General features: G+C 60.0%; 15 protein-coding genes. 14 read left to right on the top strand and 1 reads right to left on the bottom strand.

Annotated features, from left to right (window positions below):
* The first annotated feature begins 47 nt into the window (after positions 1 to 47).
* Positions 48 to 1,202, top strand: a complete 1,155-nt coding sequence (gene uxuA, locus BUA94_RS10910; protein ID WP_073012955.1) for a mannonate dehydratase — start codon at positions 48 to 50, stop codon at positions 1,200 to 1,202.
* Positions 1,203 to 1,282: 80 nt separating this feature from the next.
* Here uxuA and BUA94_RS10905 read toward each other — a convergent pair whose 3' ends face one another.
* Positions 1,283 to 2,119 (bottom strand): amidohydrolase family protein, encoded by an 837-nt coding sequence (locus BUA94_RS10905; protein WP_073012952.1) that lies wholly within the window; start codon positions 2,117 to 2,119, stop codon positions 1,283 to 1,285.
* A gap of 199 nt (positions 2,120 to 2,318) precedes the next feature.
* Between BUA94_RS10905 and BUA94_RS10900 the strand changes: the two genes are divergently transcribed.
* From BUA94_RS10900 to BUA94_RS10840, 13 genes are all read left to right on the top strand, one after another.
* On the top strand, positions 2,319 to 3,623 hold the full coding sequence (locus BUA94_RS10900; RefSeq protein ID WP_073012947.1) for an ABC transporter substrate-binding protein: 1,305 nt from the start codon (positions 2,319 to 2,321) through the stop codon (positions 3,621 to 3,623).
* 105 nt (positions 3,624 to 3,728) lie between these two features.
* Complete coding sequence (locus BUA94_RS10895; protein WP_073012944.1) at positions 3,729 to 4,625, top strand: carbohydrate ABC transporter permease; 897 nt, start codon at positions 3,729 to 3,731, stop codon at positions 4,623 to 4,625.
* Between the two features lie 3 nt (positions 4,626 to 4,628).
* Positions 4,629 to 5,495, top strand: a complete 867-nt coding sequence (locus BUA94_RS10890; RefSeq protein WP_073012940.1) for a carbohydrate ABC transporter permease — start codon at positions 4,629 to 4,631, stop codon at positions 5,493 to 5,495.
* Between the two features lie 4 nt (positions 5,496 to 5,499).
* The gene (locus tag BUA94_RS10885) at positions 5,500 to 6,585 is read left to right on the top strand and encodes an ABC transporter ATP-binding protein (protein WP_073012936.1); all 1,086 of its coding nucleotides are present in this window, start codon (positions 5,500 to 5,502) and stop codon (positions 6,583 to 6,585) included.
* A 3-nt stretch (positions 6,586 to 6,588) separates the two neighbouring features.
* Positions 6,589 to 7,707 carry a mandelate racemase/muconate lactonizing enzyme family protein gene (locus BUA94_RS10880; RefSeq protein WP_073012931.1) on the top strand — a complete coding sequence of 373 codons (1,119 nt, stop codon included), beginning with the start codon at positions 6,589 to 6,591 and terminating at the stop codon, positions 7,705 to 7,707.
* Entirely contained in the window at positions 7,707 to 8,036 is a 330-nt protein-coding gene (locus tag BUA94_RS10875) for an L-rhamnose mutarotase (protein WP_073012927.1), read from the top strand. Before BUA94_RS10880 ends, BUA94_RS10875 begins: the two co-directional genes overlap by 1 nt.
* Positions 8,026 to 9,099, top strand: a complete 1,074-nt coding sequence (locus BUA94_RS10870) for a Gfo/Idh/MocA family protein (RefSeq protein WP_175558041.1) — start codon at positions 8,026 to 8,028, stop codon at positions 9,097 to 9,099. Before BUA94_RS10875 ends, BUA94_RS10870 begins: the two co-directional genes overlap by 11 nt.
* 2 nt (positions 9,100 to 9,101) lie before the next feature.
* Positions 9,102 to 9,563: a MaoC/PaaZ C-terminal domain-containing protein gene (locus tag BUA94_RS10865; RefSeq protein WP_073012921.1), complete on the top strand. Its 462-nt coding sequence runs from the start codon at positions 9,102 to 9,104 to the stop codon at positions 9,561 to 9,563.
* A complete protein-coding gene (locus tag BUA94_RS10860) occupies positions 9,560 to 9,889 on the top strand; it encodes a UxaA family hydrolase (protein ID WP_073012918.1) in 330 nt (109 codons plus the stop codon). Before BUA94_RS10865 ends, BUA94_RS10860 begins: the two co-directional genes overlap by 4 nt.
* Positions 9,886 to 11,091, top strand: a complete 1,206-nt coding sequence (locus BUA94_RS10855) for a UxaA family hydrolase (RefSeq protein WP_073012915.1) — start codon at positions 9,886 to 9,888, stop codon at positions 11,089 to 11,091. The genes BUA94_RS10860 and BUA94_RS10855 overlap by 4 nt, the downstream gene beginning before the upstream one ends.
* 18 nt (positions 11,092 to 11,109) lie before the next feature.
* A complete protein-coding gene (locus BUA94_RS10850; protein WP_073012911.1) occupies positions 11,110 to 11,850 on the top strand; it encodes an SDR family oxidoreductase in 741 nt (246 codons plus the stop codon).
* Positions 11,851 to 11,874: 24 nt separating this feature from the next.
* Complete coding sequence (locus tag BUA94_RS10845; protein WP_073012908.1) at positions 11,875 to 12,714, top strand: fumarylacetoacetate hydrolase family protein; 840 nt, start codon at positions 11,875 to 11,877, stop codon at positions 12,712 to 12,714.
* A gap of 492 nt (positions 12,715 to 13,206) precedes the next feature.
* Positions 13,207 to 14,877 carry a BCCT family transporter gene (locus tag BUA94_RS10840; protein ID WP_073012905.1) on the top strand — a complete coding sequence of 557 codons (1,671 nt, stop codon included), beginning with the start codon at positions 13,207 to 13,209 and terminating at the stop codon, positions 14,875 to 14,877.
* Positions 14,878 to 14,927: the final 50 nt, after the last annotated feature.

Below are 14,927 nucleotides of genomic sequence, written 5' to 3'. Positions count from 1 at the left end.
GCGTCTGTCTGAAACCTGAATTTACCCTTGTCTTCCTGGAGACCAGAATGATTGAAAGTTGGCGGTGGTTTGGGCCGCAAGATGCGGTGACCCTTGCAGATGTCCGTCAAACCGGTGCCACGGGCATCGTGACCGCATTGCATGACATTCCGAACGGTGTTGTCTGGACTGTCGAGCAGATCCGCGAACGTCAGGAGATGATCCGGGCGGCTGGTCTGGAGTGGGTTGTCGTCGAAAGCATTCCGGTTCACGAGGATATCAAGACCGGGGCTGCCGGCTGGCAGACCTATGCGGACAATTGGGCGCAGACCTTCGAGAATCTGGCCGAATGCGGCATCAAGACGATCTGCTACAACTTCATGCCTGTGCTCGATTGGACCCGTACGGATCTCTACTACGAGCTGGAAAACGGCGCGCGCTGCCTGCGCTATGACGCCGTTGACCTTGCGATGTTCGACATTCACATCCTGAAGCGTCCGGGGGCGGAAGCCGATCACCTGCCGGAGATCTGCGAAGCCGCCAAGGCCCGCTTTGCGGTGGTGGACGTGGCCGAGCACGAACGCCTGATGCGCACGATCATTGCCGGCCTGCCGGGCTCGGAGGAAAGCTACACGCTGGAGACCTTCGCCAAGCGTCTGGAAACCTACAATGGCATCGGTCCGGATGAGCTGCGCGGCAATCTGGCGGCGTTCCTGCGCCATGTTCTGCCCCGTGCGGAAGCCGCTGGCGTCGTTCTGGCGATCCATCCGGATGATCCGCCCCGGTCGATGTTCGGCCTGCCGCGCGTGGTCTCCACCGCTGCGGACATGGATGCGCTGGTTGCGGCGAACCCGAGTCCGTCCAACGGCTTCACCTTCTGCACCGGTTCCTATGGCGTTCGTGCGGACAATGATCTGCCTGCCATGATCCGGGCGCACCGGGACCGGATCTATTTCGTGCATCTGCGTGCCACCAAGCGCGAAGCCGATGGGGCAAGCTTCCATGAGGCTGACCATCTGGAAGGCGATGTGGACATGGTGGCCGTGGTGCGTGAGCTGCTGGCGATGGAAAAGGCAACCGGTCTGACCGTGCCGTTCCGTCCGGATCACGGCCATGCCATGCGAGACGACATGGCCCGCAAGACAGCTCCGGGCTATCCGCTGATCGGCCGTCTGCGCGGCCTTGCGGAAATCCGCGGCATTGCGAAGGCTCTTTCTGCCTGAGCGGCAGAGCGCTCTAGCTCGGACAAATTGAACCCGGCAGCATCGAGAGACGCTGCCGGGTTTTGTCGTTTTATCGCCTGTCAGTCCAGCTGCCAGATGCGGCGGGCGTTTTCGCTGAAGAAAGCGGCACGCTCATCCTTGCTGCAGCCGAGGGTCAGCGCATAGGTTGCCGCGACCCAGGTCTCCAGATTTGCGCCGCCCAGGGTGCAGACCGGGCTGTCTGATCCCCAGACCACCCTGTTCCAGCCGAATGCGCCGATGGCATGCTCGACATAGGGGCGCAGGCGCTCCAGCGTGAAGTCTCCTCCCGTATAGGCGACGATGCCAGAGATCTTGATGTTGAGGTTGGGACGCTTGGCGAGTTCGGAGATCTTTTCCTTCCAGTCGCCGAAGCTCTCCGCGCTCATGTCCGGCACACCGCAATGGTCCAGCACGAAGATCACATCCGGCGCCGCATCGGCTAGGGTTGCTGCCAGCGGCAATTGCCGCTGCAGCATGCAGATATCGAAGGTCAGGGCCCTGGTGGCGAGCCTGCGAATATTCTCCCGGAAGAGAGGCGCCTGGGATACTTCGTCCGGCACCACATGGAGAACCCGGCGCAGGCCCTTGACCACGTTGCCATCCAGATTTTCCAGATAGGCCGCAAAGTCGGCCGCTTCCGGACGTCCGCTCGCAATGGCTCCCCTGATCAGGCTTCCCGGCCGGCTCATCAACTGCTCGACCATGTTGGTTTCCTGACCGATGCAGCCTTCTTCCACGTCCACTTCCATATGAAGTGTTCCGGAAATCCCCACCCGCCGGGCCACCGTGTCATAGGCTTCATAGGACCAGTCCCGATCGAGCGCGGGAACATCTGCCAGCCAAGGGTAGGACAGCTGGCCCCGGTCAACCAGATGCAGGTGGGTGTCGATCAGCATGTCTCTAGTTCCTCCCTCGAACCGTGCGCAGGTTCATTTGCGTTTGACCGGGAGTTGAGCTTGACACTGGGGAAGTGTCAAGTTTAGATATAAAAGCTCGTTCCGAATATGAAATTTATCAGGCGCGGCGCTGACAGGGATGGAGAGATCATCGTCAGGGCCGGGTGTTGGGGCGGCAGACGGACACTGGGAGGACTTCATGAACAAATTTGCTTCCGGCGCCTCGGCGCTGGTGCTTGCTGCTGTTTGCGCGTCTTTCGCGCAGGCTGGCGAATTCGACGGGATCACCCTCGAAGCCAAGCTGATCGGCGGCCAGCAGTATGAAGCGCTCTATGCGCGCATTCCTGAATGGGAAAAGGCGACTGGCGCCAAGGTCAACATCATCTCGAAGAAGAACCACTTCGAGCTGGACAAGGAATTCAAGTCGGACATCGCTGCTGGCACGACGAGCTGGTGCGTAGGCTCCAACCATTCGTCCTTTGCGTCCCAGTATCCGACGCTCTACACCGATCTGACCGGTCTGATCCCGGCCGAGACCGTTGCTCAGTTCGTTGGCGCCAACATCAAGGCTGCAACGCTGGACGGCAAGCTGGTTATGCTGCCGCGCGCCCAGTTCGACGTTTCCGCGCTTTACTATCAGAAGGACCTCTACGAGGACGCGGACAACAAGGCCAAGTTCAAGGAGAAGTTCGGCTACGATCTGGCTGTGCCGGAAACCTGGCAGCAGGTGAGCGATCAGGCCGTGTTCTTCTCCGATCCGCCGAACCGTTATGGCACTCAGTTTGCGGGTAAAGACGAGGCAATCGTCGGCCGTTACTATGAAATGGTCGTGGCTGAGGGCGGCAAGCTCTTCAACGACGATTTCTCCCCGGCCTTTAATTCGCCGGAAGGTGTGAAGGCTTTGAACTGGTTCGTGAACCTCTACAAGGCGAGCGCCGTTCCGCCGGGTACGACCAACTATCTCTGGGATGATCTGGGCAACGGTTTTGCGTCCGGCACCATCGCGCTGAACCTGGATTGGCCGGGCTGGGCTGGCTTCTTCAACGACAAGGCCGCTTCCAAGGTGGCGGGCAATGTCGGTGTTGCTCCGGCTCCCAAGGGCTCTGCAGGTGCGCGCACCGGCTGGTCCGGGTTCCATGGCTTCTCCGTCACGGAAGATTGCGCCAACAAGGAAGCGGCCGCTTCTCTGGTCGACTTCCTGACCAACGAGGACAGCCAGAAGCTGGAAAGCGCAGCAGGTCCCCTGCCGAGCCGTACAGCCGTCTGGGACTATGTCACCGAACAGGCCAAGTCCGATCCGTACCGGTCTGAAGTCCTTGCGGCCTTCAAGGAAACCGCAAAGACCGCCTTCGCGGTTCCGGCAACGCCCTACTGGATCGAGGCAACCAACCTCATCTATCCGGAACTGCAGGCCGCCATCCTGGGCGACAAGACCCCGGAAGAGGCACTGGAAGCGGCATCTGAAGCCGTGAACGACATGATGCGGGAAAACGGCGTCTACTAAGACGCCGCCAGGTAAAGACCGGCAGCTTGAGGGCTGCCGGTTGATCTGAGCATCCGGAACGCGCCGCCTTGCCTGCGTCTCCGGATCGCCCACCGGAACATAACCATGCTTCGATATAAACTGCCGCCTTGGCTGCTGCTGTTGCTGCCGGCAATCGTCGTCCTATTGGCCGTCGTCATGCTGCCCCTGCTGCTGTCGCTCTATTCCAGCTTTACGTCCTACCGGCTCACCCGGCCGGACAGCATCACCAACTGGATTGGCCTCTACAATTACGAGAAGGCGTTGACGGACGCCAAGTTCTGGGCTGCCTTTGGCCGCACGGTGCTTCTGCTGACGGTCGCGCTCAATCTGGAAATGCTGCTGGGTCTTGGCCTTGCGCTGCTGGTGTCCAAGGTGACTCATGGCCAGCGGGCATTGCGGACCATGATGATGTTCCCGATGATGTTCTCGCCAGTTCTGGTCGGGTTCCAGTTCAAGTTCATCTTCAATGACAACGTCGGGCTGGTGAACAACGCTCTGCAGAGCCTGGGCATCACCCAGACTGCCATTCCCTGGCTGGTGGACGGCAATCTGGCGATGTTCTCGATCATCTTCGCGGAAGTCTGGACCTCGACCAGTGTCTTCGCGATCCTGATCCTCGCTGGCCTCTATGCCATTCCGAAGGATCCGCTGGAAGCTGCCAAGGTCGATGGCTGCACCAGCTGGCAGACCTTCCGGCACATCACGCTGCCGTTCGTCATGCCCTTTATCTACATCGCAATGGCCATCCGGTCGCTGGATGTGGCGCGTGCCTATGACATCGTCCAGATCATGACCAACGGCGGTCCGGCGCGGCGCACGGAGTTGCTTTGGACCCTGATCGGCCGGACCGGCTATGTGGATGCCAAGATGGGCTACGCCAATGCCATGGGCTACACGTCCATCTTCCTGGCGATCTTCTTCACCGTCTATTTCTTCCGCAAGCTGACCACGGCGCGGACCGAACTTGGCATGGGAGGCTGAGCCATGGATAGCAATCTCTCCCACCGGCTCAAGGCACGGGCCTTGAAGCTTGCCCATCTGGCGACCTTGTTCGTGGCCATGTCGATCATCTGCCTTCCGGGCCTCTGGATCGTGCTGAACTCGTTCCGTCCCACGGTCGAGATCATGGCCAAGCCGCCGGTCTGGATTCCGAACGAGCTGAACCTGGATCACTACCGGTCCATGTTCGGTGGCATCGGCGAGGGCGGTGTGCCCGTTCTGACCTATTTCATGAACTCGCTGGTGATCTCGGTCACCTCCACGGTGATCGCCCTACTCGTCGGCATGGCGGGTGGCTATGCCTTTGCCCGCTACAAGTTCAAGGGCAAGGCTGCGCTGTTCGTCGGCCTGATGGTCACCCGCGCAGTTCCGGGCGTGGCGCTCTCCCTGCCGCTCTTCATAGTCTATGCCCGCATCGGCATCATCGATACCCATTTCGGCATGATCCTGACCTATGTGGCCATGAACGTGCCCTTCACGGTCTGGCTGATCGACGGTTTCTTCCGTCAGGTGCCGAAAGAACTGGCGGAGGCTGCGGAGATCGATGGCTGCACCCGTTGGCAGGCGTTCTGGCGCGTGGAATTTCCCGTGGCCAAGGCTGGCATCGCCAGCGCCGGCATCTTCGCTTTCCTGACCTCATGGAACGAATATGCGCTGGCCTCGCAGCTCACCCGTTCGGTGACGTCCAAGACCATGCCCGTGGGGCTGCTCGACTTCACCTCGGAATTCACGCTCAACTGGGGCGGCATGTGCGCCCTGGCCGTTCTCATGATCATTCCCGCTCTGGTTCTGACCTTCCTGGTTCAGAAGCATCTGATCGCGGGGCTGACCTTTGGCGGCGTAAAGGGATAAGAAAATGGCAGAGGTTCACCTCGAAAAGGTCGTCAAGAAATATGGCTCGTTCCAGGTGGTGCATGGCATCGATCTGGAGATCGCCCATAACGAGTTCGTGGTTTTCGTCGGCCCGTCCGGCTGCGGCAAGTCAACCACCTTGCGCATGATCGCAGGTCTTGAAAGCATTAGCGGCGGCAACATCCGGATCGGCGACCGGGTGGTCAATGATCTGCCGCCGCGTTCGCGCAACATCTCCATGGTGTTCCAGAACTATGCGCTCTATCCGCATATGACCGTGCGCGAAAACCTGGGCTTTTCGCTCAAGATAGCCAACAAGCCGCAGGCTGAGATCGAGGCGGCGGTGAATGAGGCGGCGGAAATCCTGTCGCTCACCCCGCTCATGGACCGGCGTCCAGCGGAACTGTCGGGTGGCCAGCGCCAGCGTGTTGCCATGGGCCGCGCCATCGTGCGTCATCCCGATGTCTTCCTCTTCGACGAGCCGCTGTCGAACCTGGACGCCAAGCTGCGCAACCAGATGCGTGTCGAGATCAAGAAGCTGCACGCCAAGATCAAGACCACGATCATCTATGTGACCCACGACCAGGTGGAGGCGATGACACTCGCCGACCGGATCGTGATCATGCGCAACGGTCATATCGAGCAGCAGGGCACGCCACTGGATGTGTTCACCAATCCGGTGAACACCTTTGTCGCGACCTTCATCGGCTCGCCGCCGATGAACCTGATCGATGGCACGGTCGAGGCGGGCCATGTGGTCTTCTCTGACGGCAGCCGCTTGCCGGTGCCGCCGCGCTACGCGGCAAGCGAGGGCCAGAAGGTCCAGTTTGGGGTGCGGGCAGACAACATCATGCCGATTGGTCATGCCCTGCCGCCTGAAGAGCACATGGCCGAACTCGACATGACTGTCAGCCTGTCCGAGCCGCTGGGTACCGAGACAATCCTCTTCGGGGAGATCTCCGGCACCGAGGTGCAGGCCAAGATGTTCAATCCGCGTCCCGTTGTTCCCGGCGAGCGCATGCGCTTCCAGGTGACCCTCGACAAGTGCCACCTGTTCGACGCTGAAAGCGGTCACAATCTGAGGGTCTGAACCATGGCGACAATCGAACGCGTCGAGATCTTCATGCTGGACCTCGTTCCAAAGGTGAAGCGGACCGACGCCATCCAGTCGTTCAACAGTCAGGAAACGCCCTTCGTCCGGATTACGGACAAGGACGGGGCTGTCGGCACGGGCTACAGCTACACCATCGGTGACGGCGGACCCGCGGTCATGTCGCTTCTGGAGCGAACGTTCATTCCGAGGCTTCTGGGCCGTGAGGCGGAAGAGATCGAGGCCATCTGGCGCGATCTTCTCTTTGCCAGCCATGCCACCTCCGTGGGGCCGATCATGTCCCTGGCCCTTGCCGCCATCGACACGGCGCTCTGGGACCTGCGGGGCAAGAAGGCCGGGCTTCCCTTGTCTCGGCTGGCAGGCGGGGCAAAGCGGAAGGTGCCGCTCTACACCACCGAAGGCGGCTGGCTGCACATCGAACCACAGGCGCTGGCGGAGGATGCGCTGGCGGCGCAGGCAAACGGATTTGCCGGTTCGAAGGTCAAGATCGGCAAGCCGACCCTCGCGGGCGACAGGGAGCGCCTGCAGACCGTGCGCGAGGCGGTCGGCCCGGACTATGAGATCATGACCGATGCCAACCAGTCGATGACCTCGGCAAAGGCGCTGCGCTATGCCTCCATGCTGGAAGAGCTGAACATCGCCTGGTTCGAGGAACCGCTGCCCGCCGACGATATCGCCGGTCATGCGCGGCTGGCTGGTCAGTGCCGGGTGCCGGTCGCCGTTGGCGAGAGCCTTTATTCGCCTGGCCAGTTTGCGGATTATATCGCCGCCGGGGCCTGCGGCATCGTTCAGGCGGATGTGGCGCGCATTGGCGGCATCACGCCCTGGCTGAAGGTGGCGCACATGGCCGAGGCCCATAACCTTGCCATTTGTCCGCACTTCCTCATGGAGCTGCATGTGAGCCTGGTTTGCGCCGTGCCCAATGCGCCCTGGCTGGAATACATCCCGCAGCTTGATGAGATTGCCGCCCCCATGACCATCGAGAACGGTCAGGCGGTTGCCCCGCTGTCGCCCGGATTGGGCATAGAGTGGGATGAGCAGGCCTTGACCAGCCGCCGGGTGGACGGTTTGAGCAAGACTTTCACGGGAGGAGGAAACTGATGGAACGCAAGGGCGCGGTGATCGGTCTCGATGGAGCCGGTATCGAGGAGTACAAGCGGCTGCATGCTGCTGCCTGGCCGGGAGTTCTGGCCAAGATCTCCGATTGCAACATCCGCAATTACTCGATCTTTCTCAAGGAGCCGGAGAACCTGCTGTTCTCCTATTTCGAATACCACGGCACCGACTATGCCGCCGACATGGCCAGGATGGCGGACGATCCGGAAACCCAGCGCTGGTGGGCAATCTGCGGACCGCTGCAGCGTCCGCTTGAGACGCGCCGGGATGGCGAGTGGTGGGCCGAGATGGAGGAGGTCTTCCATCATGAGTGAGTTTGATCCGAAGGATCTGAAGCAGCATATCGCGCCACCTCGCACCAGCCGGCCCATCGTCACCTTCGGGGCGGGTTCGATCGTCACGGATGCGCATCTGCCAGCCTATCGGCAGGCCGGGTTCACTGTGGCCGGCATCTATGATCCTGACTTTGCCAAGGCCTCGGAAGTCGCGGCCAGGTTTAGCACCCACGCCTTTGCCTCCATTGAGGAGGCTGTTGCAGTTGAAGGGGCGGTCTTCGACCTGGCCGTGCCGCCGGTCGCCATTCCCGGCATTCTGGAACGTCTGCCGGAAGGCTCGGTCGCGCTGATCCAGAAACCGATGGGATCGGACCTTGCCGAGGCGAGCCGTATCCTGGACCTCTGCGAGGCGCGCAATATCAAGGCGGCGGTGAATTTCCAGCTTCGCTTTGCTCCGATGACCCTGGCGCTCAAGGATGCCATCGCCAAGGGCTGGCTGGGCGAGGTGGTCGACTTCGATGCTTGGCTGGCGCTCGATACGCCCTGGCATCTGTGGCAGTTCCTCATGGATCTGCCGCGGGTGGAGATCCTGCTGCACTCGATCCACTATCTCGACACGATCCGGGACATTCTTGGCGACCCCTTCGGGGTTCATGCCAAGACCCTCGGGCATCCCTCCTCGAAGATCTCGCAGAGCCGGACCTCGGCCATCCTTGACTATGGCGATACGGTTCGTTGCAGCCTGTCCATCAATCACAATCACAGCTTCGGCCGGAAATATCAGGCTTGCGAGTTCCGCATCTGCGGAACGGAGGGCGCCGCCTACATGAAGCTCGGTGTCAATCTCGACTACCCCAAGGGCGAGCCGGACGAGCTGTGGATCCATCCCAAGGGTGGAACGGACTGGGTGGAAGTGCCGCTGGAAGGCAGCTGGTTCATCGAGGCCTTCGTCGGCCGGATGACCCAGGTCCAGCGGTTTGCGACCGGTGAGGATGCGGTTCTGGAAGGATCGGCCGCAGATGCCTGGAACACGATGGCCCTGGTTGAGGCTGCTTATGAAAGCAGCGCCGCACCGGCCACTCCTTTGGCCAAGAGAAGCTGAACATGCTTGAAGAAACAAAATACTATGAGGATTTCCAGGTTGGGGAAGGGCGCAAGACCATCGGGCGCACCATCACCGAAACGGATTTCGTTGTGCATGCCGGACACTCCGGTGACTTCTTTCCCCATCATCTGGATGCCGAGTTCTGCAAGACGCTGCCGTTCGGTCAGCGGATCGCCCATGGCACGATGGTGTTCACCATCGGCGTCGGCCTCACCGCGACAGTGATCAATCCGGTTGCCTTTTCCTATGGCTATGACCGCCTGCGTTTCGTCAAGCCGGTGTTCATTGGCGACACGATCCATTCCCGGGTCGAGATCATTGCTCTGGAAGTGATGGAAAAGCGTCCCGGCTACGGACGGGTGACCGAGCGTCTCAGCGTCATCAACCAGTCTGGTGATACGGTGCTCGTCGCCGATCATATCTACATGGTGGAGATGAAGGCCAAGGGAGTTGCTGCATGACAACTCCCTTCCTCCTCTTGTCCGACGAGGACAATGTGCTTGTCGCCATGCGCCATGTGAAGGCCGGGTCTTCGATCGATATCGAAGGCATCACGGTCAGTCTCGCGCTCGATATCCCGCTGGCGCACAAGATCGCGCGCCGGGACATTGCGGAAGGCGAGACCGTTCGCAAATACGGCATGCCGATCGGGGTCGCCACAGCCGCGATTGCCCAGGGCGAGCATGTCCATGTCCACAATATCCGCTCGGCCTATACGCCGACCTATGCGCTGCAGGACGCGGATGGCCGTGACAGCGCGGTAAATGCAAAGGTAGGTGCAGCATGACCGGGATCATGGGTTATCTGCGCCAGGACGGGCGCAAGGGCATTCGCAACACCGTGGTCGTGGCCTATCTGGTCGAATGCGCGAATTTCGTGGCCACGAAGATCGTCGCGGGCTTTCCGGATGACGATGTGCAACTGATCGGATTTCCGGGCTGTTTTCCGAACGAATATGCCCAGGCGATGATGGAGAAGATCTGCACCCATCCGAATGTGGGCGCAGCGCTGTTCATTTCTTTAGGGTGCGAGAGCTTCGACAAGGTGCGGGCCACCAAGGCGGTTGCAGACAGCGGCCGTCCGGTGAAAACCATGGTGATCCAGAAATCCGGCGGCACCCGATCCACTGTGGACATGGGTCGGGACTGGGTTCGCGGAGCCCTGGCAGAGGTTGCCGGGACAAAGCGCGTGCCGATGGCTGTCTCTGAACTGATCATCGGCACCATCTGCGGCGGTTCGGATGGCACCTCCGGCATTTCCGGCAACCCGGCAGCAGGCAAGGCCTTCGATCTGCTTGTGGCAGAGGGTGCGGCCTGCATCTTCGAGGAAACCGGTGAGCTGATCGGTTGCGAGGAGATCATGGCCGAGCGGGCAGCGACCCCGGAACTTGCCGATGAACTGAGAGCATCCGTTGCCAAGGCTGCGCGCTATTACGACACGCTGGGCTACGGGTCATTTGCGGCGGGCAATGCCACGGGCGGTCTGTCGACCATCGAGGAAAAGTCGCTCGGGGCCTATGTGAAGTCGGGAGACAGCAAGATCTCCGGTTTGATCAAGCCGGGCGATGTGCCGCCGAGCGGCGGGCTCTATCTGATGGATGTGGTGCCGGATGGGGAAGTCCGGTTCGGCTTCCCGAATATCTCGGACAATGCAGAGATCGTGGAGATGATTGCCTCCGGTGCGCATCTGACACTTTTCGTCACCGGACGCGGATCAGTTGTGGGATCTGCCATTTCACCCGTGATCAAGATTTGCGCTAACCCTGACACTTATCGCAATCTGTCTGACGATATGGATGTGAATGCGGGAGCGATCATCGAAGGGACGGCAAGCCTCATGGAGGTGGGTCAGGAGATCCATGATCTCGTGATCGCAGTGGCTGCCGGACAGCAGACAAAATCGGAGGCTCTCGGTCATCGGGAGTTCATTCTCACCTACAAGACCTTTGATCCGATCGGACCGGCCTGTCTGCCGCGTTCGGCGGCGTAAGGTTCAGCCAAGGAAGACATGATGAAACGACTGGAAGGCAAGACGGCGCTGGTGACAGCGGCGGGGCAGGGGATTGGCCGGGCATCGGTTCAGCGCATGGCCTCTGAAGGCGCGCGCGTGATTGCCACGGACGTGAATGGAGACTTCCTCAAGGAGATCGAGGATATTGCGGGGATCGAAACCCGGGTGCTCAACGTTCTGGACAAAGCCGCGATTGCTGATCTTGTCAGTGACATCGGGCCGGTCGATATCCTGTTCAACTGTGCCGGTGTCGTTCATGCGGGCACGATCGAACAGGCCAATGATACGGACTGGGACTTTGCTTTCAATCTCAACGTGAAGGCTCAGTTCCACATGATCCAGGCTGTTCTGCCGGGCATGCTCGGCAAGGGCGGCGGCTCGATCATCAACATGTCGTCGGTAGCAGGTCCCATCACCGGTCCTGTGAACCGTTGCATCTATTCCGCCTCCAAGGCGGCCGTGGTCGGTCTTACCCGTTCGGTTGCCGCTGACTATGTGACCAAGGGCATCCGCTGTAATTCCATCTGTCCGGGTACAGTGGAAAGCCCGAGCCTGCATCAGCGCCTGCGCGATACGGGCGATTATGAAGGGGCGTTGCAGCAGTTCAAAGCGCGTCAGCCCATGGGACGTCTTGGCCGGGTCGAGGAAATCGCGGCGCTCGTCGCCTATCTTGCATCCGACGAAAGCAGCTTCACCACCGGTGTCGAACATATTATCGATGGCGGCTGGACCACTTGAGTTTGATCTGAAGGGAAGAAATCCATGAAACTTTTGCGTTATGGCGAAAAGGGTGCGGAAAAGCCGGGCCTTCTTGATGATGAAGGCAAGATCCGCGACCTGTCCGGCGTTGTGCCGGATATCGCCGGTGATGTTCTGACCCGTCTGGACGAACTGAAGTCGGTCGATGTCTCCAAGCTGCCGGTGGTGGAAGGCAATCCGCGCCTCGGCCCTTGTATTGGCGGCACGGGCAAGTTCATCTGCATCGGCCTCAACTATTCCGACCACGCGGCCGAAAGCGGCATGGAAGTGCCGCCGGAGCCGGTGATCTTCGCGAAATATACCTCGGCGATCTGCGGCCCGAATGATCCGATCATTATTCCGCGCGGCTCTGAGAAGACCGACTGGGAAGTCGAACTCGGCTTCGTCATCGGTAAGGCCGCGAAATATGTGAGCGAAGAAAACGCTCTGGACCACGTCGCCGGTTACTGCGTGATCAATGACGTTTCCGAGCGTGCCTACCAGATCGAGCGCTCTGGTCAGTGGTCCAAGGGCAAGTCCTCGGACAACTTCGGACCGACCGGCCCCTGGCTGGTAACGCCTGATGAGGCTGGCGATCCGCAGGACATGCATATGTGGCTCGAAGTCAACGGCAAGCGCTATCAGGATGGCTCGACCAACACGATGGTCTATGGCGTCAAGTTCCTGATTTCCTATCTGTCGCAGTTCTTTACCCTGCATCCGGGCGACATCATCTCCACCGGCACGCCTCCGGGTGTGGGCCTCGGCATGAAGCCGCCGGTCTACCTCAAGGAAGGCGATGTGGTCGAACTGGGGATCCAGAACCTCGGCACCCAGAAGCAGGTTTGCATCAAGGACGTCTGATCGTCCCAAGGTGATTGCTGCGTGTCGAAAGCCCGGCGGAGACGCCGGGCTTTTGTATTTTTACTGATGTCCTTTTTTCCTTTGCCAATAGGCAAAATAAAAAAATCAGCCAAAAGGGTTGATCTGAGATCTCGGTGCTTTAGGTATCCGACACGATGGTTCTGTGTGAGATCATCGGAATTGGAAGTGATTTAATTCGAGCTGACGCCATTCAGGCGGTCTTTCAAGGTGGTCAGATATAGTTTCTGGACACGTTCCTTGCGCTTGAAATTCATCACTTTCCTGGCTGTGGGGGCCGGTATTTCAAAACGAAATCTGTTTTGACTTGGCAAGTCCTCTTTCCGGCGCCGATCTGCGCCTCCTGGCACTCCGATGATGGTCTGTTTTTTGCGTGAGCGCGGAGTGCCGAGCCATCGCACAGACGAGGCCCTTGTGGCCGGCCGGTGCGCCGTGATGGCAGCGCCAAGCACTGGATCTTGCAAAGGAGTTTTCATGAGCGTTGACGATACGCCAGCACACGGCATTCCCGAACCGGAGGGAGCTGCGAGCGTCATTGATACCGAATATGAAATCGGTCAGGACAATATCGATTCATCCATCGGGCCGTTCGGTTACGATGTGCACAATCCGGTCTTCGCGATCTCCAGCCTGTCGATCGTGGCATTCGTTCTGATCGCGCTTGCGCTGCACGATCAGGCAGAACTTGTCTTCAATGGCTTGCGGAACTGGCTGACCGCAGCACTGGACTGGTTCTTCCTGAGTGCAGCGAATGTTTTCGTCCTCTTCTGCCTGTTCCTGATCGTTTCGCCGCTTGGCAAGGTTCGTATCGGCGGGCGCGACGCCGTTCCCGATTATTCCTACGTAGGCTGGTTTGCGATGCTCTTTGCTGCCGGCATGGGCATCGGTCTGATGTTTTTCGGCGTCAGTGAGCCGATCTCCCACTTCAGCTCTTCCCTTGGCGGACCTGTCCTTGAGAACGGCATCAGGACCGACTGGGCGCCACTGAACGGTGCGGCAGGCGATGAATTGGCTGCTGCCCGCCTCGGCATGGCCGCCACGATCTTCCATTGGGCACTGCATCCCTGGGCGATCTATGCGGTTGTCGCCCTGTCTCTGGCGCTGTTCTCCTTCAACAAGGGGCTGCCGCTGACCATGCGTTCGGTTTTCTACCCGATCTTCGGCGAGAGGGTCTGGGGCTGGCCGGGTCACATCATCGACATCCTGGCCGTGTTCGCGACACTGTTCGGTCTGGCAACCTCGCTCGGGTTTGGCGCAGAACAGGCGAATGCCGGCCTGACCTACCTCTTTGGTTTCCCGGATTCGGACTATTCCAAGGTGCTGCTGATTGCCGGCATCACGGCCATTGCCATCTTCTCGGTCTATCGCGGGCTTGATGGCGGGGTGAAGCTGCTGAGTGAGATCAACATGGGGCTGGCAGCCTTGCTGCTGCTGTTTGTCATCATCGCCGGTCCCACGGTCGCGATCCTGACCGGTTTCCTGGACAATCTCTGGTCCTATGTCACGCTGCTGCCGTCGCTGTCCAATCCGGCAGGCCGGACAGACCTGAACTTCTCCCAAGGCTGGACTGCCTTCTATTGGGCCTGGTGGATTTCCTGGTCGCCGTTCGTCGGCATGTTCATCGCAAGGGTCAGCCGTGGCCGCACGGTGCGGGAGTTCATCGTCTGTGTTCTGCTGGTACCGTCCTTCGTGTGCGTTTTGTGGATGACTGCCTTTGGCGGAACGGCGATTTCCCAGCTCATTCAGGACGGTCTGACCGCCGTCTCCGACGCGCCGCTTGAACTGAAGCTGTTCGTCATGCTGGAGAACCTGCCATTGAACGTCATCACCTCGGTGCTCGGCATCGTTCTGGTGATCGTGTTCTTCGTCACCTCGTCGGACTCCGGTTCTCTGGTGATCGACACGATCACAGCCGGCGGGAAGGTGGATGCTCCGCTGCCTCAGCGGATGTTCTGGTGCACCTTCGAGGGGCTGGTGGCGATCGTGTTGCTGCTGGGGGGCGGGCTCGGAGCCTTGCAGGCCATGTCGGTCTCGACCGGGTTCCCCTTCGCCATCATTCTTCTTCTGGCCTGTTATACGACCTACAAGGGCCTGACGGATGAAGCGGAAGCCGTCTCCGAAGAGATTGCCAGCGCGGAAGCTTAAAAAAGAAGGCGGCCGGTTTCCGGCCGCCTTTTCAGTTTCGGGCAATGCCC

Origin of the sequence: Roseibium suaedae (genome assembly GCF_900142725.1) — a bacterium.
In the GTDB taxonomy this organism is placed as follows: domain Bacteria; phylum Pseudomonadota; class Alphaproteobacteria; order Rhizobiales; family Stappiaceae; genus Roseibium; species Roseibium suaedae.
The sequence above is the reverse complement of the archived record's forward strand: the minus strand, read 5'-3'. Positions and strand labels throughout refer to the sequence as shown.